The sequence below is a fragment of the Tahibacter harae genome (assembly GCF_024437735.1).
Classification (GTDB): domain Bacteria; phylum Pseudomonadota; class Gammaproteobacteria; order Xanthomonadales; family Rhodanobacteraceae; genus Tahibacter; species Tahibacter harae.
The window spans coordinates 1-23,071 of the sequence record NZ_JANFQO010000037.1 but is presented as its reverse complement, the minus strand read 5'-3'; the positions used below and the strand labels follow the sequence as shown (position 1 = coordinate 23,071).

Sequence of the window (23,071 nt, the reverse complement as noted above, 5' to 3'; positions counted from 1 at the left end):
GAACTCCGCGCTGAAGCGCTTGCGTTCCGTCTTGCCTTCTGATTTCTTCCTGCTCATCTGTCTCACTCCGGATTGCGATATTGAATCGCTTATCCGGGTGTCCGAAAAGCAGGGGCAGGATCAGGACTACAGCAATGGCGTTTGGCGGAACAGCAAGCTATCACCAGACTACGCATCTATGGAAACCCAATCCGAATGGCCCGCGCACCATAGCTGAAGCGCGGCAAATCGCAGAAAACAACGGCGCATACATTGAAGACGACCTCCATTTCATTTCTGTGCCGGATGAGCAGTATGCGAAACAATTTGGCGACTCCTATGCATCCTTCGGGCAAGTAGATTTCCAATCCGGAACGCAGATTGTGCCTTGGCGAGCCCCAAATGCGACAACAGACGCAATTGCTAATCATACCGGCAAGATAAACGTCTGGGTGCGCCAATCCGTGCTTGGAAGTGATAAAGCAATAACAGCAGTGCTAAGCCATGAGTCGTTTGAGATCGAGGCACTACGCGAGATTTTCCAGAAAAACGGTGGAGCATTGCCCGTGATTACTTATAAGGATCTTGTGCGGCCCGGCAGTGCGGACAATCCTCACTGGCAGGCTGTTGATCACGGAGATGAGCTTGTGCGAAAAATGTCGAACCAGAGGTGACTAATGATTCCGCACTTGAAAGACTTCATTGAGATGAACCAGCGTGGCGAGTTTCCGATTTGGATGCTTGTCGCCTATACCGTAAAAGGACTGTCAGAATCCGGAGTTCAAGCCGATTTTGATAGCTTGCCAATTTGGCTAAAAATTTCCATACGAGAAGCAATTGCTACATACAGAGATACGCGCATGTGGGTGGTGATCCGAAGTAATAGTGAGGGCGAAGACTATTCCCCCTATGCCGAGGAAGTCATCCGAAAGTTCGATCTAAACAGATAGCCGACATCATTGACCAGTGAGTGGAAAATCCTGCAAAATTTCGGTTTTTTCTATCTATGGAAGGTCTGAACACCCCCCCCGAATGTGCTGAGATAGCCCAACCCCAGGCAGGAACACAGTCGATGGACCAGATGAGCTTCGGCGACGGCGAGTACGCGAGCAAGCGCAAGCGCACACGTCGGGAAACGTTCCTGGCAGAGATGGAGCAGGTGATTCCGTGGACAATCCTGCTGAACCTGATCGAGCCGTTCTATCCGAAGGCGGGTAACGGCCGGCCGCCCTATCCGCTGAAAGTGATGCTGAAGGTACACCTGATGCAGAACTGGTTCGGTCTGAGCGACCCGGCGATGGAGGAGTCGCTGTACGAGATCGCGTCGATGCGTCAGTTCGCCGGCTTGTCCTTGACGAAGCCGATCCCCGACGAGACAACGATCCTGAACTTCCGGCGGCTGCTGGAAACCTACGAGCTGGGTGCCGACATCCTGGCACGGGTCGGGTATCTGTCGCGCAAAGGATTGATGCTCAAGCGTGGGATGATCGTGGATGCGACGATCATCGCAGCACCGAGTTCGACGAAGAATGCGGACGGGGAGCGCGATCCGGAAATGCATCAGACCAAGAAAGGCGAGCAGTGGTACTTCGGCATGAAGGCGCATATCGGCGTGGATGTCGATTCGGGATTGGTGCACACGGTGACGACGACGCCCGCCATGAGGCGGATGTCAACGAAGCGGACTACCTGCTGCACGGCAAGGAGCCGGTAGTGCACGCCGATGCGGGCTACACGGGTGCCGATAAGCGCACCGCACGCAAAGGCCTGGATTGGCAGATTGCCCGAAAGCGCGGCAGCGTGAAAGAGTTGCCGGAGGGTGACAAGAAACGTGAGATCGAGAAGGAAGAGAAGCGCAAGGCAGGCATTCGCGCTCGCGTTGAGCACCCGTTCCGTGTGCTGAAATGCCAGTTCGGCTATGTGAAAGTACGCTTCAAAGGACTGGTGTTAGCGGCAGTGCAAAACTGACCCAGTCGGCAGTCTAAAACTGACCCACCTGTGACCCGTAGTTTCGCCGTACCGGCTGCGTGCGGAGGGACGCATGATCAAGGTCGAGGTGTTCATGACGATCTGGGTGTTACATCAGCAAGGGGCCAGCGTGCGGGAGATCGCGCGGCGGCTGTCGGTTTCGCGCAACACCGTGCGTCGGTATCTGCGCGGCGGCGAGGAGATGCCGCGATACGTGCGACGAAGCGGCCGACCGTCGAAGCTCGACGGCGTGCGAGCGTATCTGGAGCGGCGCATCGATCAGGCGTTGCCGCACCGGTTGCCCGCGACGGTGCTGTTCCGGGAGGCGCGTGCGCTGGGCTACACGGGCGGTGAGCGGATCTTGCGGCAGCTGGTGTCGGCGCGCTACGCGAAGGCGCCGCCGGCGCCGGTCGTGCGCTACGAGACAGACCCCGGCGAGCAGATGCAAGTCGATTGGGCGGTGATCCGCCGAGGATCGGCGCCGCTGTCGGCGTTTGTCGCGGTGCTGGGCTACAGCCGATCGACGTATGTCGAGATTGTCGACAACGAACGCATCGATTCGCTGCTGGGCTGCCAATCACGCGCATTGGCGTACTTCGGCGGTGTGCCGCGCAAGGTGCTGTACGACAACATGAAGACGGTGGTGATCCAACGGGGCGCCTACGGTGAGGGCGTGCACCGGTTTCATGCCGGGTTGTGGGATCAGGCCAAGACCTACGGGTTCGAGCCGAAGCTGTGCGCCCCTTACCGGGCGCAGACCAAGGGCAAAGTGGAGCGCTTCATCCGCTATTTTCGCGAGTGTTTCTGGATTCCCTTGGTCACCCGGCTGCAGGCGGCCAGCGAGGCGCTGACGATCGAGCTGGCCAATGCCGAGCTGCGCCGCTGGCTGGTCGAGACGGCCGATCAACGCCGGATTCGCGAGATCGCCGCACGGCCCGTGGATCGGCTCACCCAGGAGCGCCAGGCGCTGCAGCCGTTGCCCAACACGACCGCGCCAGCAACAGGCCCTGGCACGGCAATCTGGCCTCGCGAGCGCCTGCAGCGATCACCCCAGGTGTACCAGCAGCTGTTCGAGGTGCACGCATGAGCACACGACTGCAAGCGCTCTGCGAACAGCTCAAGCTGATGACACCGGCCACCGAGTTCGCCAATCTGGCCGACCACCTCGCCGCGAAGGAGACTTCGCTGCTGGGCTACCTCGAAGCGGCGCTCAAGCACGAGATCGACATCCGGGTCGGCCGCAGCCGGCACACGCTGACCAAGCTGGCCGGTTTTCCCAGCATCAAGGCCCTGGACGGCTACGACTTCGAGTTCGCCACCGGCGCACCCAAGCAGCGGTTGATCGAACTGGCCGGCATGGCCTTCGTCGGGCGGCGCGAGAACGTGATCCTGCTGGGCCCCTCCGGCACCGGCAAGACACACTTGGCCATCGCACTGGGCTATGCCGCCGCCCAGGCCGGCTGCAAGGTGCGCTTCATCACCGCTGCCGATCTCGTCATGCTGCTGGAAAACGCCAAGCGCCAAGGGCGTACCAAGGAGTTCATCAAACGCAGCGTGCTCGCGCCCAAGCTGCTGATCATCGACGAAGTCGGCTACCTGCCGCTCTCCACCGACCAGGCCAACCTGTTCTTCCAGCTCATCGCCAAACGCTACGAAGCCGGTTCGGTCATTCTCACCAGCAACCTTTCCTTCGGCGACTGGGAAGCGGTGTTCGGTGGCAATGCCGCGTTGACTTCCGCCATGCTGGATCGGCTACTGCACCACGCTCACGTCGTGCAGATCCGCGGCGAAAGCTACCGACTCAAGGACAAGCGCAAAGCCGGCGTCATCGGTCAGTCCATGACGCTGCCCTCCATGGAGCAGTAAGCTAAAAGCCACGCAGCCGGTGGGTCAGAATTCAACTGCCGGGGTGGGTCAGAATTGAGTTGCCGTTGACACCTGACGTTGTTCGCGCTGTCGAACCTGTGGATGGCGCGCAAGCGGCTATTGGCGATGACGGGAGAGTTGCGTCTGAAGGCCGCCTAATGCGGCACCAAGGCCGCTGTTTGCGGCCTGTGCAAGGCTGTTTTCGAGTTCCGCGTCGATTTCATTGCCTTCGTCAGGTCGGCAGGCCCTTTAGACAGGCAACTTTCGAGGCTTGTTCAGACCTTTCCTAGATACTTTAAGGACCCAACAATTCAAAGAGAGTTTGTTGATAGCAGTCCGAAGATGTCCCCTGAGCAGATCGCAGAGTACATTCGGCGCGCAACTTCTGGAGGATCGCATGGCCTTAGATAACCGAGTCGAGGCATATGTTTCCCATGTGACGCGCGACAAAAAAAAGAAAACAGTCGTCGTTGTTGTTCCGGGTAACGGAACACTTCATGTTGGTGACGTATTTTTGTCCTGTTACAAAATTCCAATGACGATGGAGGATATTGCGAACGAAAGACCGAGACCGCCACCCACAGATTGCGTGGATGTGAAGCTGACTATTGTTGCAATAGATTTCTGGGGGAATGGGGTTAAAGAGCTGCCCCCAGGAATAACCGGCGCGCTCTATCTGAAGGGCGATGGGATGGAGTATGTCGACTCAAAGTGCCGCCTTAGGACATGAACAATCTGATTTCCCAACATTGACATTTGTTGTATTTGTAAAAGAATCCCAATATTACTATTTGCGCGAAAAGTCAATACATATAAGACTCAGCGCGGAATCATTTTGCCATCTCGACACACATGACAGCAAAGAGCGTAAACCAGATCGGCAAGGACGGCATGATTATTGTTGTTAGAGGCGCTATGTACTGACCCAGTGAAAACCCGCTCAGCTGCTGATCAACACATCACCGACACCAGCAACAACATCGGCCTCTCCCGCTCATCTGCCAGTTCAGGCGAAGACGCAACCTGCGCCTCCGATGGGCCCCACTCTTCCACGTGGCGGATGGTAAAACCGGCCCGGATCAGCGTATTGAGCAGCGTTCCCAGCGTGCGGTGATATTTGACTACGCCCTTGGCCAGCCAATCCGTCACTCGGCGCCCTTCGTCCTGATAGCTGTCCAGCGGCCAGGTCTTGCGGCCGTCTTCACTCGTCTGCCAGCCGGGATTGCGGGGCGCCATATAGATCGGATGTTCGATGGAAAAGACCAGCTGCCCGGCTTTGGCTAATGAGGCGTGGATGGCGGCGAAGAGACGTGGCAGGTTTTCGATGTAGTGGAAGGTGAGCGAGCTGAAGGCGAGGTCGAAGCTGGACTCGGGTAGCGCGAGATGGTGCAGGTCGGCCTGTCTATAGCTGATGGTTGAGGGCGTGGGCATGCTGCGAGCCCGCTCCAGCATGCGTTCGGAAACGTCCAGCGCCAGCACCCGGGCGGCACCGTGCGCGGCGGCCCAGCGGGAGAACCAGCCGTAGCCACAGCCGAGATCGAGTATGCGCTTGCCGTTGATTGCCGGTAGCAGGGCCTGCAAGCTGGGCCATTCCGGCGCTGCGGCCAGTCCATGGCGCGAACGGGGCAGTTGGCTATAGGCAGCGAAGAAAGCGGGACTGTCGTAGATATTCTGGGTCATGGCAACGGCCTTGCTTCGCGCAACGGCATCGCGCACTCCAGGATATTCCATGAGTTGCCGGCTGCGCCGCTACGAACCCGGCCTGCGCGGCACCGCCTGCTTCATGCCCGGAAAGCGCAGATCCTGGCCGCCGGCCTGGGCGACGAGCGCGGCCAGATCGCTGCCAATCTTCATCGCGAAGGGTTCGCCTACGTTGCTCATGACGATCAACGCCCAGCCCGAGGATTTGCCGCCGCGGAAGTCCACGCCTATGCCATCGGCACCGCCGGGATGGCCGTATGCGATATCGCCGCCGGCTTCATAGCGCAGCACGCCCAGGCCGTGCGGGCCGCGGCCGCGTTCGGCGGGGGGCAGATCGACCGCGGACAGCAGCAGTTCGAACGCCGGGCGGTTGAGCAGCTTGCCGCCGGTCAGGGCGCGGTGGAATTTCAGCAGGTCGCGCGGCGTGGAATAGCCGCCGCCGGCGGCGGCGCCGCGAGGCTCGGGCATGGCGTAGGTCGTGTTGCGGTCCGCGCCGGTGCCGCCACGGTGCGGCACGGCGACGTGTTCGGCTTTGCCGTCTACAGCGAAGTAGCCGGTGTCAGTCATGCCGGCAGGCAGGAAAATATGCGTGCGCACATAGTCGTAGTAGTCCTCGCCGGATGCCGCTTCGATCATCAGGCCCAGCAGGAGAAAGCCGCTGTTGCTGTATTGCCAGCCTTTGCCTGGCTCGAATGCGGGCTCCTGCAGCAGCAGCGGCCTGTAGTCGGCCAGGGTGTTCAAGCCGCCGCGGGCGGCCTGGAACCGCGGTCCCCAGAACGCCCCCAGTCCCGCGGTATGCGTCAGCAGATGGCGCGCCGTCACCTTGTCGCGCACGCTGGGGACGGGCCAGTCGGGCAGGTAGCGGCCCACGGGTGCATCGAGATCCAGTTTGCCCTGCTGCACCAGCTGCACTGCCGCGACCGCGGTGAACAGCTTGCCGCTGGAGGCGAGATTGAAGCGCGTAGCCATCGTCACCGGCATGCCGGCGACGGGATCGGCCTGGCCGTAGCTCTGCTCAAACAGCACCGCGCCGCCAGCGGCGATCAGTACGCTGCCGCTGAAGCCTTCGGCGGCGGCGTCTTGCATCCGCGCAGCCAGCGCGGCGTGCAGAGCCTTTGTATCCACGGCTTTCGTCGGGGCCGCCGCGGCGGCGCTTACCTGTGTTTGCGCAGTCTGCGCGGCAGCCGGGCCAAGCGCGGTCGAGAGCGACAGCAGAAGCAACAGCGGCAGTTTTCTGGTCATGCGAATACTCCGGATACAGGCAGTCAGTGCGACTACAGATGCACCGCTGCGCGGAGGGGTCACGGATGCAATCCACTCACGCAATAAAAGTCACAGCAGCGCAGATTCGGTGCGCATCCGCAAAGGCGCCGACAGCGATGAACCATCGCCATGCGCTTGCACGAAGGCATCTGCAGTACGTCTACACGCAAGGGCAACGGCGCATTACGGCCGACGCGCTGCCGCGGCGAGCGAAGGCAGCACGCGCCGTCGCCATCGCCGCCCCGCATCGCATCGCCTAACCCGGCCAAGCCTCGCACGGCCGTCACTGCATCCCGGCCGTCCCGCTTCCGTCATCAACCAGCTACGCGACATCGGTGTCGCGAAACCCGCATCAACCTGCACATCAAAACCGCCGCAGGGCCGGCAGCCTCGACACCGGAGCCGCCGCATCCGCATCAATCCCCGACCAACTGCAGTATCTTCTCCACCGGCAAATCCGCGTCCGCCAGCGCATTTGCGCTGACCTGCGCATACCAGTCCGGCATCGCCGCGACGGCGGGACGGCGGAAGCGGATCCAGTCGACTTCCAGTTGCATGTCCGTAGCGGCCTTTTCCTCGCGGCTGCGGTTGATGCGTTCCGGATCTTCCGGAGCCGGCGCCACGTCGTTGCTGGTGGTATAGGCAATCAGGCCTACCTGCATGTCCGGATTGTTTTCCATGCGATACCAGCGGTCGCGCAGCTGCCAGTCCTTCTCGTCGTCGGCGCGTGCCAGCGCGGCCAGGGACATGCCGACGCGCACAAGGCGCAGTTCCACCCAGCCGGTGGGAAATGGACGCAGCTTGAGCGAGGAATAGCTGTTGAACGTGGCCTTGGTCTCGGTCATCTGCCTGCCGGCGACATGGCCTACGCCGGTAGTGATGAAATGCCAGTTCTCGCGCCGCGGCTGCCAGCTGGCGGCGCTGCTGTTGTTGGGCACGCGCGCCATCAGGCCGCCCAGGGACCAGGTGCCGCCGGCGATGTCCTGCGCGGCGCCGCGTACGCGCACACGCGCACGCACGTCGAAATCGCCGCGCACGGTCTGGAACAGGAACGGTGCGTTGAGATCGCGCACCCAGGCCGAGTGCTGCGGCTGCAGGTTCAGCGCGCCAGCAGTGGTCTTGCCGATGTCCAGGTGCTTGATCTTGTCGGGCCAGCCGTAGGCCTCGTGGAACAGGGTCCACTGCCGCAATCCGTCGCGCGCCGCGAATTCATCGCTGAGGCCGGACAGATCATCCGCCGCAGCGGAAGCGCAGACAGTCAACAACAACGGCAGGACCAGGCGCATGACGACGCTCCACAGGGCAAGGGATCTTCAGCGTTCCGGCGCCGGCAGGCGGCAGCATGTGCCGGTAGACCTGTGTACGCAGCCGCCGCAGGCGGACGTCCGCGAACAGCGCGGCACAACTGCGCGCCGCCGTTACGGAAGTTGCACAGTGGAAAGGTCTACCGTGTCCGCGCGGACAGTGTTGCGGCGCTTGCGTATTGGACGGAACGCGCGCTGAAACAGCCGTGCCAGCCGGTGTCAGCGCGCCGCACCTGCCGGCAGTGCGCCGAGCGTACGCTTGACCAGCTGGTCGGCCGCGCGCGTGGTTTCGGGCAGGCGGAAATCGCGGCACAGGCGCAGCACCAGCGCGCAGCCGCTCTGCAGCGACAGGCGATGGCCGACGGAGACGTAGACCGGCCGCGTGCCGTCCTGCGTGCGCAGCGCGGCGCCTATGATCTCCTCGCCGTCGTACAGCGCGGCCTGGGCGCCGCGGGCGGCAGGCAACGGTTCGCGCAGGGTGCCGGTGAGCAGGGTCTTGCCGCAGCCCAGCGCGGGAATGTCGAACAGCACGCCGATATGACAGGCCAGGCCGAAACGGCGCGGATGCGCATAGCCATGGCCGTCGCAGACGATGACTTCGGGCGCCTGCCGCAGCTGTTGCAGCGCCTTTGCCAGCGGCGGCAGCTCGCGGAAGGAGAACAGGCCGGGGATATACGGAAACTGCGCGCGATCCTCGACCACGGCCTGCTCGATCACCGCCAGCGTGGCGAGATCCAGCGTCACCGCTGCCGCAATCAGACGGTCGCCATCCTTGGCATAGGCGACATCGACGCCGGTGACGCTGCGCAGCGGCGCATGGCGGTCGCTGCGCTCCACGCGCGCGGCCAGCTGCCGCTGCAACGCCGGTGCCTGAGCCGCATCCAGCGTCCAGGCGTGCTCCAGGGCTGCTCTCAAGCGGCCGTCTCCGGCGCGGCGATACCGCATTGGCGCAGAAGCTCCCTGCCCTGCGGCGACTGCAGCAGCGCGCGGGTCTCGGCGTCCTGCTCGCCAAGCTGGCCGGCCACTTCAAACTGGCCGTCGCGCACGTGATAGGCGAACTCCGACAGCGCATGATTGCCGGATTCCTCGAACGCAGACATGGCCGCATTGCGCATCACCAGCGCGCGCACCAGTGCCTGCTCGCGTTCAGGACCCGCGGCGGGAATGGCGCGGAAGGCGACGAAATCGCGGCCCGGAACGACCGCCAGCAGCGGCGCGCCCAGTTTCTTCTGCCAGGATTGCCAATATTCGGGAAACAGCACCAGGCTGGACGCCGCGCCGGCGACACTGCTTTCTACGCCGATGAAATTCTGCAGTTCGGCCTGGTTGATCCGGCGCACGACCTGGGCACGGGTGTTGGCGAAGGCAGCCTTGTGCACCTCGTCCAGGCTGAGCGTGTGCCGGGCGAGGAAAGCCTCGCCGGCATACTGCGCCTCGGCCGCGTCATCCAGTGCATAGGCCATGACCAGGTCGCCGACCAGCGGCCGGGTCAGCGGCAGCATAGGTTGCAGTTCCGCTTCGCTGAGCGCCGGATTCTGCCGTTTCAGGTGCGCACGCAGGCTGTCGACGAAACCCCGGTGCTTGATGCGGATGACACTCCTGGCCAGGCGCTTTTCCTTGCGCTTGCCGAACATGCCGAACAAATCGATGAGCAGACCGATCATGACTCCCCCGTTGGTGGCGGGCGGCTCCCCTGCCGCGTTCCCTGGACGAAAGTAGCGTATCGGGGAGATGGGAGCCAGCCGGGCGCCGTATCGGCGGCGCCGCGGAAAGCCGCGGCCGCGGCGCCGGAGAGCTGACGTGCCCTGTTCCGCCGGATTCCGAACTGCCCGCCGGTAATTTCCCAGCTTTTTCCACATCGCATTCCCAGGCGCCCTGCAGGGCAATACTGCGACACTGGGCGCTGTGCAGCAGGCGCCGTTCGTGGTATCGGTAGCGTCTGTCGGTGCGATTGCGGCGCACCGGCGAGCGTCGGGACTTCTCGGCTTCCGGCTGACACCGGATACGGCGCGGCAGCACGCGGGATCGCCAGGGCTGGGGGCCCGGCACCGCGGCAGTTCATCAGGGGAAATCATCGTCGGATCCGGCGGCGCCGCGGGCGCCGTTGCCGGCGGTCTTATCGTCTTGCCAACGTGGAGAAGTTCGCATGCGTCATTCTGTAATGGCCCTGGCTGTTTCCGCCCTGCTGTGCACCGCTCCCTGCCTGGCTGCCGCGCGCGCCGACGGCGCGGCCCTGGCCAACGAACGCGATGCCGCCGTCGCGGCCGAGCAGGCCGGGCTGGCCGCCGCCCGGCGCGAGTATCCGGCGCTGTTCGCCGCCGCCTACCAGCGCTATCCGCAGCTGCCCGCCGGGCTGCTCGAAGGCATCGCCTATGTGCAAAGCCGCTGGGCCATGCTCGACGGCCAGACGGAGGCGGCAGCCGAATCGCCGTCTGCCGTCGGCCTGATGGGCCTGTACAACGGCAACGGTTTCCGTGACCAGGTCGGCGCCGCCGCCAAGCTGCTGAATGTCAGCCGCGGGCAGATCGAGCGCGATGCCTACTGGAACGTGATGGGCGCGGCCGCGCTGCTGGCCGAGGCACGCATCGAGGCCGGCCGCAGCGCCACCGAAGCCGATCTGCTGCGCGCCTATGCCGGCCAGAACAGCGTGCGCGCCGATGCCATCGACGCTTTCGCGCGCGAGAGCTTTGCCTACGATGTGCTGCTGAGCCTGGACCGCGGCGTGGACGACAATGGCATTCGTATCGCCGCGCGCCCCATCGCCTGGGAAACGCAGTTCAGCCCCGACGCCCTGGTGCGCCAGCGCGCGCCGTTCGTGCGGCTGGATCTGTCCCGCGGCAGCGTCGAGGTCGACGGCTACCGCGTCGATCCGGTCGAGGAAGTGCTCAAGGCCGACGCCGGCAGCAGCGGCAAATCCGAAGACCCGGTGCTGAACAGCACCGACTACGGCCCGGCGCTGTGGGTGGCTTCGCCCTACTACCACGGGCGCGGCGGCACAGCGATCTCGGCCGTGGCGATACACACCATGCAGGGCTCCTATGCCGGCAGCATTTCCTGGTTCCAGAACAATCCCAGTTCGGTCAGCGCCCACTATCTGATCCGTAGCTCGGACGGCCAGGTCACCCAGATGGTGCGCGAGGCCCAGGCCGCCCATCATATCGGCAGCCAGAACAACTACACCCTGGGCATAGAGCACGAAGGCTATGTGAACAACGCCGCCTGGTATACCACGGCCATGTACAACGCCTCGTCCGCGCTGACGCGGCATTTCTGCTCGGTCCACGGCATCAACTGCGCCACCGCCTACAATGGGCCGGCGCACAGCGGCATCGTGGTGCTGTCCAGCGCCATCAAGATCAAGGGCCACCAGCACTTTCCCGACAATACGCATACCGACCCGGGCATCAACTGGGATTGGCCGCGCTACTACGGCCTGCTCAACCCCGGCTCGGGCGGCAGCACCGTCGTGCTCGATACCTTCGAGAGCAGCGAAGGCCATTTCACGTCGACGCCGGCGTATTCCGGCAGCACCACCGGCATTGATGCCAGCTCCACCGCCGAGCGCAACTGCACCATCGCCAAGGTCGGCAGCTGCTCGGAACACCTGAGCCTGGTGGACAACCCCGGCAATACCCAGGCCTGGTCCGTGCGCTTCCTGTCCGGCGGCGGTGCGGCCGGCAGCAATACCAGCGTCGCGCGCAACGGGCGCGTCGGCTTCTGGGTCTATGTCGGCGGCAGCGGCTTCAGCGTGGGCGTGGGTGTGGACGACGGTGCCGCGACGGAGCGCTCCACCCTGCGCGCCGTCGCCGCGAACACCTGGACCTACGTGGAATGGAATCTGGCCGACGCCGCGCAATGGGATGCCTGGGTAGGCGGCAACGGCGCCATCGACGCGGCCAACGTCACCCTGGACGCGATCTGGTTTGAACGTGCGCATACCACCTTCACCGTGAATGCGTACATCGACGAGGTGCAGTGGCGCTCGAACTGATGCGCGGCTGAGCAGCGTGCGCGATCCGGCCGCGGCGACGCGGCCGGATTGCGACGGTAGCGCTCAGTTCGCGGCGACCGTCGCAGGCCGGAGACTGCTGCCGGTGCTGTACGGCCGATGCCTGCCCGCGGATCCCGCAGGCGGCCCTCCAGCCCACCCAACCGGCAGTGCGTGATGGCGTACGGGATCCGCCGCTGTCGGGTCACGCGGCAGCGCGGGCGCGGCCGCTGTCCGGGTAGGGAAATCCGCCCGCGACAGCGCTATGGTGCGCAGGCGATGAGCAAGCCCGGACGCCCGCCCTTCGACGATGTGCTGACTCCCGCCGAATGGCGGGTCTGCGAAGGCGTGCGTCACGGCCTGACCAATCCGCAGATCGCGGCCCGTCTCGGCGTCAGCCTGGACGCGGTCAAATACCACGTCGCCAACGCCCTGCAGAAACTCGGCTTTTCCGGCCGTCACCAGCTGCGGCAGTGGGACGGCATCCGCAAATCCAGCGCCGCCTTCGGGAGAACCGCTGCCATGAACCCGACCATGACCCTCGGCCCCATCGGCCAGATCGCCCGCAGCGTGTCGGACATCCACGCCGCCGAGCGCTGGTACCGCGATGTGCTCGGCCTGCGCCACCTGTACACCTTCGGCAGCCTGAGCTTCTTCGACTGCGGCGGCGTGCGCCTGTTCCTCAGCGCCGGAGACGGTGCGGAATCCGCATCCATCCTCTATTTCCGCGTCGAGGATATCCATGCCGCCTGCCGCGCGCTGCAGGCGGCGGGCGTGGTCTTCAGCAATGCCCCGCATCTGATCCATACCCACGCCGACGGCACTGAAGAATGGATGGCATTCTTCAACGACAACGAAGGCCGCCCCCTGGCGCTGATGGCGCAGATGCGCGCGGAGACCGGCGCTGGCGCCGCGATATAGTCCGCGGTGAAAAAAAACGTCCGCCTTTCCAGGCGGACGGCTGCTCCACGATCCCGCGAAGTAAGGATTACCAGTAGAACTGGGCGCGCGCTTCCAGGATGTTCGGGTTGTCGTCCAGCTCGCGGCGCAGGCTGCTGACGTACTTGCTGCTCTCGACCTTGACGTAGTTCAGCATGAACTTGAAGTTCGACCGCCAGTACCAGTTCACGCCGACGGTCAGGTTCTGCTCGTCGCCGCCGCGGATATTGCCGTCGTTGAGGTCGGTGGAGTCATAGCGCAGACCCAGCTGCCACATGCCGCTGGAGGGGTTGTCCGGCAGGCTGGTGGTCGGCAGGCCGGCCTTGTAGCCCCAGGTTTCGCCGGTCAGGTTCCACACGCCGTAGACGTACCAGCTGTCGCCGGTCCAGTCGGCCGCGGTGGTGTTCTCGGTGCGCGAGACGCGCGAGCGCATGTATTCGCTCTGCACCTTGAACGGACCGCCGACCCACAGCGCTTCCACGCCGAAGGTGCGCTGACGATCGGCGTTGAGGATATTGCCGGTGTCGACCAGGCGCACGGTGGCCTGGTCCGCATCCGGACGCACGCGCGGGCGGGCGGTGTCGGCGTCGGTGTCGTAGTCGACGGCGGAAAGGCCGAAGTGCAAGATGTTGCCCGTCTCGGCCATGGGCGCGAAGTAGACGCGGCCGCCGAAGCCCTGGCCCTGGTTGAGGTTGCGCGTCAGCTCGCGGCCGAAGGCGCTGATCTGGTAGCCGAAGTTCGGCTGGTCGTCGCCGTAGGCGACGCCGACGCGGCGGGCGACGCCGAACAGGTTGGTCACCATGGCCTTGGCGATGAAATCGTTGTGGCGCGTGCTGGTCAGCTCTTCCAGGCTGTTGGGCTGCTTGTACTGGCCGGCCATCAGGTAGTTGGTGCCGAGCTTCCACTTGATGTTGGCGTCCAGCCACTTGTTGGCCTTGCCGTCGTAGCCGGCGACCCAGTCGAAACGGCCGCCCTTGCCCTTGAGGATGACCTCGGCGCGGCGCATGTCGAATTCGCTGTCCTTGCCGTCGTTGCCCGCCGGCGAAGCGGCGTTCAGATCGGCCACATCGTTGTCGAACCAGTTGCCGTCGGCCTGCATCAGGCCTTCGAGACTGACTTCGCTGCCGTTGATCACATCAATCGCGATCTCGGCCTGCGCCGTACCAGCCAGAGCCGAGGCCACAGCCAGGGCAAGAAGATGCGGTGTCCGGAATTTCATTGTTAAAAGCCCGTGAGCGTTGGTGAGGCGCGCAGGGTATGGCCGGCTCGTTACGGAAATATTGCAGCGGGCGTGTCGGAACGATGGCAGCGCGCATTTTCGGCCGGGTGCGAGGCGTTTCAATGACAGCGGGATTGCGCACGGACTACGCGGGATCCGTCCGTGGCCGGAACGGCTGCGATGCAGACGATGGCTGACAGCGCGGGATGCAAGCGCTGAAGCGGTCGATCGCAGGGTCAGCTGCGTACCGGTAGAGTGCTACGCACGGCAATCCCGCAGACCTGCCGGCGCCGTCTACTGTTTGCGCCGGGCCGCCTCAGGCAGAGCCGGCCGGTGCCTGCGCAGGCTTGCCGCAAACGACGCAGCGCCCCTGCTCGCGGGAACAGGTGATGCAGAGCACCCAGGCGTTGTTGCGATAGTGCTGTTTTTCCGAAGTGGCGTGGCCATTCCAGGTCTGGCCGCATTCGGGGCAGCGGCCGAAGGAGCGGAACATCTCCGTGTTCCGGCAAGCTTCACCGCAGTACCGGGCTTGAGACAGGGGCGACATGCGCAAAGTCCTTCCGGCGGCTAGTCGAAGAGAAAGATACTTCGTGCGGCCGCAGCAGTCACCCGGCGGTGCGTGAATCAGGCCTGCAACCGGATCAGGAACTGCAGGACAACATCGAACACCCCACCTTGCTCCGCGCCCAGTCCGGCCGTTTCCCCGCGAACCGTTCGCGTCCCGGCTGATCCTCGTAGGGCCTGCGCATTACTTCCAGCAATTCCTCGACACCGCCCATATCTCCGGCCTCGGCGCGGTCGATCGCCCCCTGGGCCAGGTAATTCCTCAGCACGTAGCGCGGGTTGACCCGGTTCATGCGCTCGCGCCGCTCGGCATCGGCCAGGCCGTCCTGCGCCAGCCGCTGCGCGTAGTCGCGCAGCCACAGCTGGAAGGCTCCGCGCGCCGCAGCGAATTTCGCTTCGTCGTAGAAGGCGTCGCGCAAGGCGTCGATGGCGCCGGCAGCCGCATCCACGTCCGCCAGTCCGCGGAAGAACAAGGTCATGTCGGCCTCGGCCCCGGTCATCAGCTCCAGCAGTGACTCCATGCGCGCCACATCTGCATCCTCGCATTCGCGCAGTCCCAGCTTGGCGGCAATATTCGCCCGGTCGGCCGCAACGAAGGTGTCGACATAGCGCTGCAGCCCCGCGTGCAGACCTTCGTGATCCGCCAGCAGCGGCGCGATTGCGCCGGCGAGACGGCCCAGGTTCCAGTACGCGATCTGCGCCTGCTGGCCGAAGCGGTAGCGGCGGCGCTCGCGGTCGGTGGTGTTGGGGGTCCAGTCGGGATCGTAGTTGTCGATCCAGCCGTAGGGGCCGTAGTCGATGGTCAGGCCCAGTATCGAGAGATTGTCGGTATTCATCACGCCGTGCACGAAACCCACGCGCATCCAGTGCGCGATGAGCCGGGCCGTGCGTGCGCAGACTTCGCCGAACCAGGCTTCGTACAGGGCGGCGCTGGCCGGGGCGTGCGCGGCGGCGAGTTCGGGGAAGTCGCGGCGGATGGTGAAATCCGCCAGCTGTTGCAGCAGCGCCGTGTCGCCGCGCGAAGCCGGTAGTTCAAAATTGCCGAAACGGATAAAGGACGGCGCGACGCGGCAGACGATGGCGCCGGGTTCGTTGCGCGGATGGCCGTCGTAGAGCATATCGCGCTCCACCGCCTCGCCGGTGCCGACCAGGCACAGCGCGCGCGTGGTCGGCACGCCCAGGTGATGCATGGCTTCGCTGCAGAGGAATTCGCGGATCGACGAACGCAGCACGGCGCGGCCGTCGGCACGGCGCGAATACGGCGTGGGGCCGGCGCCCTTGAGCTGCAGCTCCCAGCGCTCACCGGCGCGGTTGACAACTTCGCCCAGGCTGATGGCACGCCCGTCGCCGAGCTGGCCGGCCCAATGGCCGAACTGGTGGCCGCCGTAATTGGCGGCGTAGGGCTGCATGCCCGGCAGCAGACGGTTGCCGCTGAACACGGCGGCGAATTCCGGCGCTGCGACGGCGGCGGCGTCGAGATCCAGCAGTTGCGCGACCTCGCGCGAATACGCCAGCAGCTGCGGCGCCGCGACCGGCGTCGGCGCCACCCGCGAATAGGCCGCGCCGTGGACCTGGCGCGTCTGCGGCCCGGTTTCCGCATCGGCCGGCAGATCGCGCACGAAAGCATTGTCGAACTGGAAATTCAGCACGGGGTTTTCCGCAACAGGGAATGGGCGCGCCGCCTGGCGCGGCGCCGATGCGCACAGGATTGGGGGCCAGCCGTGCGATAGCAAGGGCAGCCGCTGCGCGGAGCGCCGCCATGCGACCGGTATAAAAAGCCTGCGCCGGCGCGGCCGGCACCCGCTCCGGACAAACCAATCAGCCCGGCAACAGCAGCGACTTCCCGCAACAGCCGGTGTCAACGGGCCGAACGCCGCACACCGCTGCAAGGGGCTGCGCTTGGCACCGGTGGCGTGCACGTCCCGCATACGCCGACTAAGCTCACCATTGCCCTGCTCACAGCGTCCGCGCCGCGGCGAACCCGGGAGATTCCATGCCTGCCCCTTGCATCGCCGCCGCACTCGCGACGGTTGCCGCAGCCGCGGTCCGCGTGCGCCGCGGCACATGCGCCGGCCGCTGCTGATGCGCCCGCGCCGCCATCTGCCGGGCCTGGTCCTGCTGAGCGCGCTCGCGGCACCGGCCTGGGCCGTCGATGCCGCCGACGTGCTGCAGCCCATCGAAGTGCATTCGACCCGCAGCGACGACGGCGTCAGTTTCGACACGCCGGCTTCGCTCAGCGTGATCGACCTGCAGGACGACATCGCACGCAATCCCGCCAACCTGGCCGAAGCGTTCGCCGGCGTGCCGGGCCTGCTCGCGCGCGACCGGCAGAACGCCGCCCAGGACACGCAGCTGTCGATACGCGGCTTCGGCGCGCGCGCGACCTTCGGTGTGCGCGGGCTGCGCCTCTACGTCGACGGCGTTCCGGCGACGATGCCGGACGGACAAGGCCAGATCTCGCATTTCCCGCTGTTCGGCGGCGAACGCATCGAGGTCCTGCGCGGACCATTCTCGGCGCTGTACGGCAATTCCTCCGGCGGCGTGGTGCAGTTTTTCAGCGCCGATGCCGACACGCCGCTGCAGGCGCGGGCGCAGGCCAGCACCGGCAGCCACGCCAGCCGGTTCGCCGCCGCGGGCCTGCGCGGCAGCGGCAAACGGCTGAGCTACAGCATCGCGGCCTCGCTGGCCGACAGCGCGGGCTATCGCGCACACAGCGAGGCGCTGCGGCGCTCGTTCAATCTCAAGCTGGGCCTGCGGGTCGGCGAGGAAGGCCGCCTCAGCCTGACCGCCAATCGCTACGACGCGCCGGATGCGCAGGATCCGCTGGGCCTGTCGCGCGCCGAAGCACTGGCCGATCCGCGCCAGGCCACGGTCGCGGCGACGCAGTACGACACGCGCAAGTCAGCGCTGCAGAACCAGCTGGGGCTGGTCTACGCCCAGCCGCTGGGCGGCGGCCACAGCCTGCTCGCCATGGCCTACGCGGGCCGGCGCGAGATCGGACAGTTCCTGGCCGTGCCGGTCAGCGCCCAGGCCAGCCCGCTCAGCGCCGGCGGTGTGGTCGACCTGGGCGGCAACTACGGCGGCGGCGACCTGCGCTGGTCCTGGCAGGGCGAGCTGGCGGCGCGGCCATTCGAGATCAGCGCCGGCTTCGCCGCGGACCGGCAGCATCAGCGGCGCCGCGGCTATGAGAATTTCGTCGGCGACAGCCTCGGCCTGCGCGGCCGCCTGCGCCGCGACGAGCGCAACGAGGCGCGCAACGACGACGAGTATCTGCAGGCCTGGTGGCAATTCGCGCCGCGCTGGTCGCTGCTGGCGGGACTGCGCCACAGCCGCGTGCGCTTCGTATCGGACGACGATTACGTGACGGCAGCCAATCCGGACGACAGTGGAAAGGTGAATTATTCCCGCACCACGCCAGTTGCCGGACTGCTGTTCGCGCCGGATGCGCACTGGCGCTTCTACGCCTCGGCCGGCCGCGGTTTCGAGACGCCGACCTTCAACGAACTGAGCTACCGCGCCGACGGCGGCGCCGGGCTGGCGCTGGATCTGAAGCCCGCGCGCAGCGACAGCCGCGAGCTGGGCGCCAAATGGCAATCGGCCACCGGCGCATCGCTGGAGGCGGCATTGTTCCGCGCCGATACGGAAGACGAACTGGCCGTGGCACGCAATGCCGGCGGCCGCAGCAGCTTCCGCAATGCCGGACGCAGCCGGCGCGAAGGACTGGAAATCGCGGCGCACCTGCCGCTGAGCGCAGGCTGGCAGCTCGATCTGGCGTATACGCGGCTGCGCGCCGAGTTCCGCGACGGCTTCCTCCTGTGCAGCGGCGCCGGCTGCACCACGCCGGGCTCGCGGGTGAATCCAGGCACGCGCATCCCCGGCATACCCCGCGACCAGCTCGCCGCGCGCCTGCACTGGCGCGGCACGGCCTGGGCAGCGGCGGCGCAGGTGCTGGCGCTGGGGCCGGTTACGGTCAACGACCTGGGCAGCGCGGCCGCGCCCGGCCATGCGCTGCTGAATCTGGAGGCCAGCCGCGACTGGCGCTTCGGCGGCCAGCGCCTGCACGGTTTCGCCCGCATCGGCAACGTATTCGACCGCCGCCATATCGGCTCGGTCATCGTCAACGAAGGCAACGGCCGCTACTACGAGCCTGGGCCGGACCGCACCTGGCTGCTGGGCCTGCGCTGGGACTGGAACGGCTAGCCAGCCTGGCGGCCGGCGGCCGGGCGGTGAAGAATTGCATGGATTTTCACCAGGCACCGCAGCGCCGCACGGTTGAGCTGCGCAAAGCCGCGGCCGTCAGGGCGCCAGGATCCGGTGCGTCAGCGCATCGAGAAACGCATCCGGCAGCTGCGCCCGCACGCCGACCTGCCACCAGTGCGGCCGGGCGAAGTCGCGGCATTTGACCGCGTCCTTGCTGGTCATCAGCACCGGCAGGCCGTCACCGAAATCCAGGTCGGCCGGGCTGAACAGGTGGTGGTCGGCGAAGGGATGCGCGATCACCTCGATGCGGCAGGCGCGCAGGCTGTCGAAGAAGCGCTGCGGATTGCCTATGCCGGCGACGGCGTGGACGCGGCCATGGGCGAAGCGTTCCAGCGCGACATGGTCGGCCGGATCCAGCAGCCGGCTGGCGCCGTCGTCGCGCAGGTGCAGCTGGACCTCGTCCGCATGAGCGACGCCGCCGTTGCAGACGCGGAAATCCACCCGCTCCAGGCGCCGCAGCGGTTCGCGCAGCGGACCGGCCGGCAGCAGGCGGCGGTTGCCGAAGCGGCGCGCGCCGTCGATCACGCAGATTTCCACTTTGCGCGCCAGGCGATAATGTTGCAGGCCGTCGTCGGCCAGGATCACATCCAGCGGCGCCGAAGCCAGCAGTAACTGGGCGGCGGCGACGCGGTCGCGGCCTATCGCCACCGGTGCGCCGCTGAGGCGGTGGATCAGCAGCGGCTCGTCGCCGACCACCGCGGCGGCGGCTTGCGCATCCACCAGCAGCGGCCCGCGCGCACTGCCGCCGTAGCCGCGGCTGACCACGCCCACACGCAGGCCGCGCGCGGCCAGGGCCTGCACCAGGGCAACCGTCAGCGGCGTCTTGCCGGTGCCGCCCACGCTGATATTGCCGACCACGACGACGGGCTTTTCCACCGTGTACGCACGCAGCCAGCCGCGCCGGTAGGCGGCCCGCCGCAACGCCGTGAGCGCGCCGTACAGGTGCGCGAGCAGGCGCCAGCTCAGCGGCGGCGCTTCGCCCTGGTACCAGATGCGTTCGCGCCGCGCGGCCATCTCAGGCCTGGGCGTCGTGGAACTGCATGCGGTGCAGTGCCGCGTAGTGGCCGTCGCGGGCGAGCAGGTCCTCGTGGCGGCCGGTCTCGACGATGCGGCCGTGATCGAGCACGACGATCTGGTCGGCATGCTCGATGGTGCTCAGGCGATGGGCGATCACGATGGTGGTGCGCTCGCGCATGAGCCGGGCCAGGGCGTCCTGGATCAGGCGCTCGGACTCGGTATCCAGCGCGCTGGTGGCCTCGTCCAGGATCAGGATGGGCGCGTTCTTGAGGATGGCGCGGGCGATGGCGATGCGCTGGCGCTGGCCGCCGGACAGCAGCGCCCCGCCCTCGCCCGCCATGCTGTCCATGCCCTGCGGCAGGCGGCGGATGAACTCCATCGCGTTGGCGGCCTCGGCCGCAGCCGCGATCTGTGCCTCGCTGGCACCGCCCAGCGCGCCGTAGGCGATATTGCGCGCGATGGAATCGTTGAACAGCACCACATGCTGGCTGACCAGGGCGATCTGGCTGCGCAGCGAATCCAGGCGCCATTCCGGCAGCGGCCGGCCGTCGAGCAGGATGCAGCCGGTATCAGGTTCGTAGAAGCGCGGGATCAGGCTGGCCAGGGTGGTCTTGCCGCTGCCGGAACGGCCGACCAGCGCGGTGACCTTGCCGGCCGGGCAACGCAGGTCGATATGCTGCAGCGCCGGGCCGACCGCGCCGGGATACTGCAGCGACACATCCTGCAGCACGATCTCGCCGCGGCTGCGCGCCATCTGCGCGGTGCCGCTGTCGCTTTCGGGCGTGGCATCGATCAGGCCGAACAGGTCCTGCGCCGCGGCCACGCCGCGCTGCATCATGGCCTGCACCGTGGTCAGGCGCTTGAACGAGGGCAGCATGCTCAGCATGGCGGTAATCAGTGCCATGAAGGCGCCGGCGCTCATGCTCTGCAGCATGCCGGGCCGGGTGGCGAAGAACACTACCGCGGCCAGGGCGCTGGCGGCGATGATCTGCACCAGCGAGGTGGACAGCGCGTTGGTCGAGGCCACCTTGAGATTGAGACGGCGGTTCTGTTCGTTGATCTGGGCGAAGCGCTGTTCCTCGTAATCGCGCCCGCCGTAGACCTTGACCTCGCGCTGGCCGCCGACGACTTCCTCGACGATGCCGGTGACCGACCCCACCGAGCGCTGGATGCTGTGGCTGATGCGGCGGTAGCGCCGCCCGACTACCCAGACCAGGCCGGCGATGAGCGGCGCCATCACGAACAGGGCCAGGGTCAGCGCCGGGCCGTACCAGAGCATGACGCCGAGCATGAAGATCACGGTGAGGCTGTCGAGCACCACTACCTTGACTGCGTCGGTGCTGGCCTGGGCGACTTGCTCGGCGGTGTAGGTGACGCGGGCGATGAGCTGGCCCGAGGGCTCGCGGTCGAAGAAGCCGGCCGGCATGCGCAGGTACTGCGCGAACACCTGCTCGCGCAGGGAATGCACCACGCTGCGGCCTATGCGCGCGGTGCCGTAGTCGGTCAGCCAGGTGGCGACGCCGCGCAGCACGAACAGCAGCACGATGACAATGGGCATCCAGAAGATGGTGGCCGCGTCGCGGTGCACGAACAGGTCGTCCAGCATGGGCTGGATCAGCCAGGCGAAGGTCGCCGTCGCCCCCGCGTCCGCGGCCATGCCCAGCACGGCCAGCACGGCGATGGGCCAGTGGCGCGCGGAATAGCCGAGCAGGCGCCGGTATGTCGCGGCGGCGGATACCGGTGCAGCCTGGCTCACTTTTTCGGGGCTTCCTTGGACGGCGTGGTGGCGATGGACAGGCGGGTGAAGCCGACCTGGCCCAGCGCGTCCATGGCGGTGACCACGGCCTGGTGCGCGGTCTGCGCATCGGCGCGGATCATCACCGGGCGCGAGCGGTCGTCGCCGGCGATCTGCACCAGGGCTTCCTTGAGCGTGTCCACGCTGGGATTGAGCACTTCGTTGTTGTCGATGAAATAGCGCCCGTCGCTGTCGACCTGGATGGTCAGGCCGGTCTCGGGCTCGGCCTCGGCCGCCTCGCTGGCCTGGGGCAGCGACACCTTCAGCCGCGCGGTCTGGTCGAAGGTGGCGGTGAGCACGAAGAACATGAGCAGGGTCAGCATCACGTCGATCAACGGGATCACGTTGATCTCGAAATCATCGTCGCGGCGCGCGCCGAGCTTCATGCGGTGGCACCCGGACGCACGGCGCGCACGCCGGCCGCGGCCGCCGCGGCGCTCACATCGGCGGCGGCGGCGGGCTGCTGCTGGGCGGAGAGTTCATCCAGCAGGGTGATGGCTTCCTTTTCCATGACCACGACCAGGCCGGACACGCGCGAGCGGAAGTAGCGGTGGAAGATGTAGGCCGGCACGGCCACGACCAGGCCGGCTGCGGTGCAGACCAGGGCCTCGCCGATGCCGCCGGCCATCTGCTGGGCATTGCCGATGCCGTGCACCATCACCGCCAGGAACATGCGGATCAGGCCGATGACGGTGCCGAGCAGGCCCAGCAGCGGCGAGATCAGGGCGATGGTGCCCAGGGTGTTGAGGTAGCGCTCCAGCCGGTGCACGACGTGGCGGCCGGCGTCCTCGATGCGCTCCTTGATGATGTCGCGCGAGCGGTTGCGCACCGACAGGGCGGCGGCCAGCAGCTCGCCCAGCGGCGAATTCTTGCTCAGGGTGTCGATGTGCGAGGGATCGAGCTTGCGCGTGCGCGCCCAGGTGCGCACCTGCTCGCCCAGTTCGGGCGGGGCTACGGTCTTCTGCCGCAGCGACCAGAATCGTTCGAGGATGATGGCCAGGGCCACCGCAGAACAGATCAGGATGGGCATCATTGCCCAGCCACCGGCCATCAGGATCTCAAGCACGCGCTCACTCCGCAGGTACGAGGGACACGGCGCGCCAGGGCGCGCGCCGAACAGGCCGATCATACCAGCGATTCCGGGGCCGCTTGTGCGCGCGGCGTCGCGTACGGCGGCGTGGGGGCCCCCCCCGGGCGCCCCCCCCCCC

Annotated in this window: 21 protein-coding genes; 9 read left to right on the top strand and 12 right to left on the bottom strand. The window is 66.2% G+C overall.

Annotation, left to right across the window (positions count from 1 at the left end):
• Positions 1-134 precede the first annotated feature (134 nt).
• The 6 genes from NM961_RS23115 to NM961_RS23090 all read left to right on the top strand — a co-directional run bounded on the left by NM961_RS23115 (position 135) and on the right by NM961_RS23090 (position 4,543).
• On the top strand, positions 135-653 hold the full coding sequence (locus tag NM961_RS23115; protein WP_255916795.1) for a hypothetical protein: 519 nt from the start codon (positions 135-137) through the stop codon (positions 651-653).
• Positions 654-668: 15 nt separating this feature from the next.
• Positions 669-929 (top strand): hypothetical protein, encoded by a 261-nt coding sequence (locus tag NM961_RS23110; RefSeq protein ID WP_255916794.1) that lies wholly within the window; start codon positions 669-671, stop codon positions 927-929.
• Positions 930-1,051: 122 nt separating this feature from the next.
• A protein-coding gene (locus tag NM961_RS23105; RefSeq protein WP_439334244.1) for an IS5 family transposase occupies positions 1,052-1,947 on the top strand; the annotation gives its coding sequence in 2 pieces (ribosomal slippage) (positions 1,052-1,640 and positions 1,640-1,947; 897 coding nt in all).
• Positions 1,948-2,020: 73 nt separating this feature from the next.
• Entirely contained in the window at positions 2,021-3,034 is a 1,014-nt protein-coding gene (gene istA, locus NM961_RS23100; protein ID WP_255916793.1) for an IS21 family transposase, read from the top strand.
• Positions 3,031-3,813: an IS21-like element helper ATPase IstB gene (gene istB, locus NM961_RS23095; protein ID WP_255916792.1), complete on the top strand. Its 783-nt coding sequence runs from the start codon at positions 3,031-3,033 to the stop codon at positions 3,811-3,813. The genes istA and istB overlap by 4 nt, the downstream gene beginning before the upstream one ends.
• 397 nt (positions 3,814-4,210) lie before the next feature.
• Entirely contained in the window at positions 4,211-4,543 is a 333-nt protein-coding gene (locus tag NM961_RS23090; protein WP_255916791.1) for a hypothetical protein, read from the top strand.
• Between the two features lie 221 nt (positions 4,544-4,764).
• Here NM961_RS23090 and NM961_RS23085 read toward each other — a convergent pair whose 3' ends face one another.
• From NM961_RS23085 to NM961_RS23065, 5 genes are all read right to left on the bottom strand, one after another.
• Positions 4,765-5,493: a class I SAM-dependent methyltransferase gene (locus NM961_RS23085; protein ID WP_255916790.1), complete on the bottom strand. Its 729-nt coding sequence runs from the start codon at positions 5,491-5,493 to the stop codon at positions 4,765-4,767.
• A gap of 69 nt (positions 5,494-5,562) precedes the next feature.
• On the bottom strand, positions 5,563-6,639 hold the full coding sequence (locus NM961_RS23080) for a serine hydrolase domain-containing protein (RefSeq protein ID WP_255916789.1): 1,077 nt from the start codon (positions 6,637-6,639) through the stop codon (positions 5,563-5,565).
• A 554-nt stretch (positions 6,640-7,193) separates the two neighbouring features.
• Positions 7,194-8,063: a DUF1349 domain-containing protein gene (locus NM961_RS23075; RefSeq protein WP_255916788.1), complete on the bottom strand. Its 870-nt coding sequence runs from the start codon at positions 8,061-8,063 to the stop codon at positions 7,194-7,196.
• A 237-nt stretch (positions 8,064-8,300) separates the two neighbouring features.
• The gene (nfi, locus tag NM961_RS23070) at positions 8,301-8,996 is read right to left on the bottom strand and encodes a deoxyribonuclease V (protein ID WP_255916787.1); all 696 of its coding nucleotides are present in this window, start codon (positions 8,994-8,996) and stop codon (positions 8,301-8,303) included.
• A complete protein-coding gene (locus tag NM961_RS23065) occupies positions 8,993-9,745 on the bottom strand; it encodes a hypothetical protein (RefSeq protein WP_255916786.1) in 753 nt (250 codons plus the stop codon). Before NM961_RS23065 ends, nfi begins: the two co-directional genes overlap by 4 nt.
• Positions 9,746-10,227: 482 nt before the next feature.
• Here NM961_RS23065 and NM961_RS23060 point away from each other — a divergent pair, with 482 nt between their 5' ends.
• Both NM961_RS23060 and NM961_RS23055 read left to right on the top strand, forming a co-directional pair.
• Positions 10,228-12,072, top strand: a complete 1,845-nt coding sequence (locus tag NM961_RS23060) for an N-acetylmuramoyl-L-alanine amidase (protein WP_255916785.1) — start codon at positions 10,228-10,230, stop codon at positions 12,070-12,072.
• Positions 12,073-12,348: 276 nt separating this feature from the next.
• Positions 12,349-12,990, top strand: a complete 642-nt coding sequence (locus tag NM961_RS23055) for a LuxR C-terminal-related transcriptional regulator (protein ID WP_255916784.1) — start codon at positions 12,349-12,351, stop codon at positions 12,988-12,990.
• Positions 12,991-13,057: 67 nt separating this feature from the next.
• Here the strand turns inward: NM961_RS23055 and NM961_RS23050 are convergent, their stop codons facing one another.
• The 3 genes from NM961_RS23050 to NM961_RS23040 form a co-directional block, all read right to left on the bottom strand.
• Positions 13,058-14,227 (bottom strand): OprO/OprP family phosphate-selective porin, encoded by a 1,170-nt coding sequence (locus NM961_RS23050; protein WP_255916783.1) that lies wholly within the window; start codon positions 14,225-14,227, stop codon positions 13,058-13,060.
• A 316-nt stretch (positions 14,228-14,543) separates the two neighbouring features.
• Positions 14,544-14,720 carry a hypothetical protein gene (locus NM961_RS23045; protein ID WP_255916782.1) on the bottom strand — a complete coding sequence of 59 codons (177 nt, stop codon included), beginning with the start codon at positions 14,718-14,720 and terminating at the stop codon, positions 14,544-14,546.
• A gap of 148 nt (positions 14,721-14,868) precedes the next feature.
• Complete coding sequence (locus NM961_RS23040; protein WP_255916781.1) at positions 14,869-16,440, bottom strand: protein adenylyltransferase SelO; 1,572 nt, start codon at positions 16,438-16,440, stop codon at positions 14,869-14,871.
• A gap of 415 nt (positions 16,441-16,855) precedes the next feature.
• Between NM961_RS23040 and NM961_RS23035 the strand changes: the two genes are divergently transcribed.
• Positions 16,856-18,991: a TonB-dependent receptor family protein gene (locus tag NM961_RS23035; protein ID WP_255916780.1), complete on the top strand. Its 2,136-nt coding sequence runs from the start codon at positions 16,856-16,858 to the stop codon at positions 18,989-18,991.
• 96 nt (positions 18,992-19,087) lie between these two features.
• Here the strand turns inward: NM961_RS23035 and lpxK are convergent, their stop codons facing one another.
• From lpxK to NM961_RS23015, 4 genes are read right to left on the bottom strand one after another with little or no spacing between them, the layout of a single operon-like run.
• Complete coding sequence (gene lpxK / locus NM961_RS23030) at positions 19,088-20,065, bottom strand: tetraacyldisaccharide 4'-kinase (RefSeq protein WP_255916779.1); 978 nt, start codon at positions 20,063-20,065, stop codon at positions 19,088-19,090.
• Position 20,066: 1 nt separating this feature from the next.
• Positions 20,067-21,824, bottom strand: a complete 1,758-nt coding sequence (msbA, locus tag NM961_RS23025; RefSeq protein ID WP_255916778.1) for a lipid A export permease/ATP-binding protein MsbA — start codon at positions 21,822-21,824, stop codon at positions 20,067-20,069.
• Positions 21,821-22,249, bottom strand: a complete 429-nt coding sequence (locus NM961_RS23020; protein WP_255916777.1) for an ExbD/TolR family protein — start codon at positions 22,247-22,249, stop codon at positions 21,821-21,823. Before NM961_RS23020 ends, msbA begins: the two co-directional genes overlap by 4 nt.
• Positions 22,246-22,929 carry a MotA/TolQ/ExbB proton channel family protein gene (locus NM961_RS23015; RefSeq protein WP_255916776.1) on the bottom strand — a complete coding sequence of 228 codons (684 nt, stop codon included), beginning with the start codon at positions 22,927-22,929 and terminating at the stop codon, positions 22,246-22,248. The genes NM961_RS23020 and NM961_RS23015 overlap by 4 nt, the downstream gene beginning before the upstream one ends.
• Between the last annotated feature and the right edge of the window lie 142 nt (positions 22,930-23,071).

Coding starts and splice junctions, on each gene's coding strand:
- NM961_RS23115 (WP_255916795.1), top strand. CDS start 135: ATGGCGTTTGGCGGAACAGCAAGCTATCACCAGACTACGCATCTATGG.
- istA (WP_255916793.1), top strand. CDS start 2,021: ATGATCAAGGTCGAGGTGTTCATGACGATCTGGGTGTTACATCAGCAA.
- istB (WP_255916792.1), top strand. CDS start 3,031: ATGAGCACACGACTGCAAGCGCTCTGCGAACAGCTCAAGCTGATGACA.
- NM961_RS23090 (WP_255916791.1), top strand. CDS start 4,211: ATGGCCTTAGATAACCGAGTCGAGGCATATGTTTCCCATGTGACGCGC.
- NM961_RS23085 (WP_255916790.1), bottom strand. CDS start 5,493: ATGACCCAGAATATCTACGACAGTCCCGCTTTCTTCGCTGCCTATAGC.
- NM961_RS23075 (WP_255916788.1), bottom strand. CDS start 8,063: ATGCGCCTGGTCCTGCCGTTGTTGTTGACTGTCTGCGCTTCCGCTGCG.
- NM961_RS23065 (WP_255916786.1), bottom strand. CDS start 9,745: ATGATCGGTCTGCTCATCGATTTGTTCGGCATGTTCGGCAAGCGCAAG.
- NM961_RS23060 (WP_255916785.1), top strand. CDS start 10,228: ATGCGTCATTCTGTAATGGCCCTGGCTGTTTCCGCCCTGCTGTGCACC.
- NM961_RS23055 (WP_255916784.1), top strand. CDS start 12,349: ATGAGCAAGCCCGGACGCCCGCCCTTCGACGATGTGCTGACTCCCGCC.
- NM961_RS23050 (WP_255916783.1), bottom strand. CDS start 14,227: ATGAAATTCCGGACACCGCATCTTCTTGCCCTGGCTGTGGCCTCGGCT.
- NM961_RS23045 (WP_255916782.1), bottom strand. CDS start 14,720: ATGTTCCGCTCCTTCGGCCGCTGCCCCGAATGCGGCCAGACCTGGAAT.
- NM961_RS23035 (WP_255916780.1), top strand. CDS start 16,856: ATGCGCCGGCCGCTGCTGATGCGCCCGCGCCGCCATCTGCCGGGCCTG.
- lpxK (WP_255916779.1), bottom strand. CDS start 20,065: ATGGCCGCGCGGCGCGAACGCATCTGGTACCAGGGCGAAGCGCCGCCG.
- NM961_RS23020 (WP_255916777.1), bottom strand. CDS start 22,249: ATGAAGCTCGGCGCGCGCCGCGACGATGATTTCGAGATCAACGTGATC.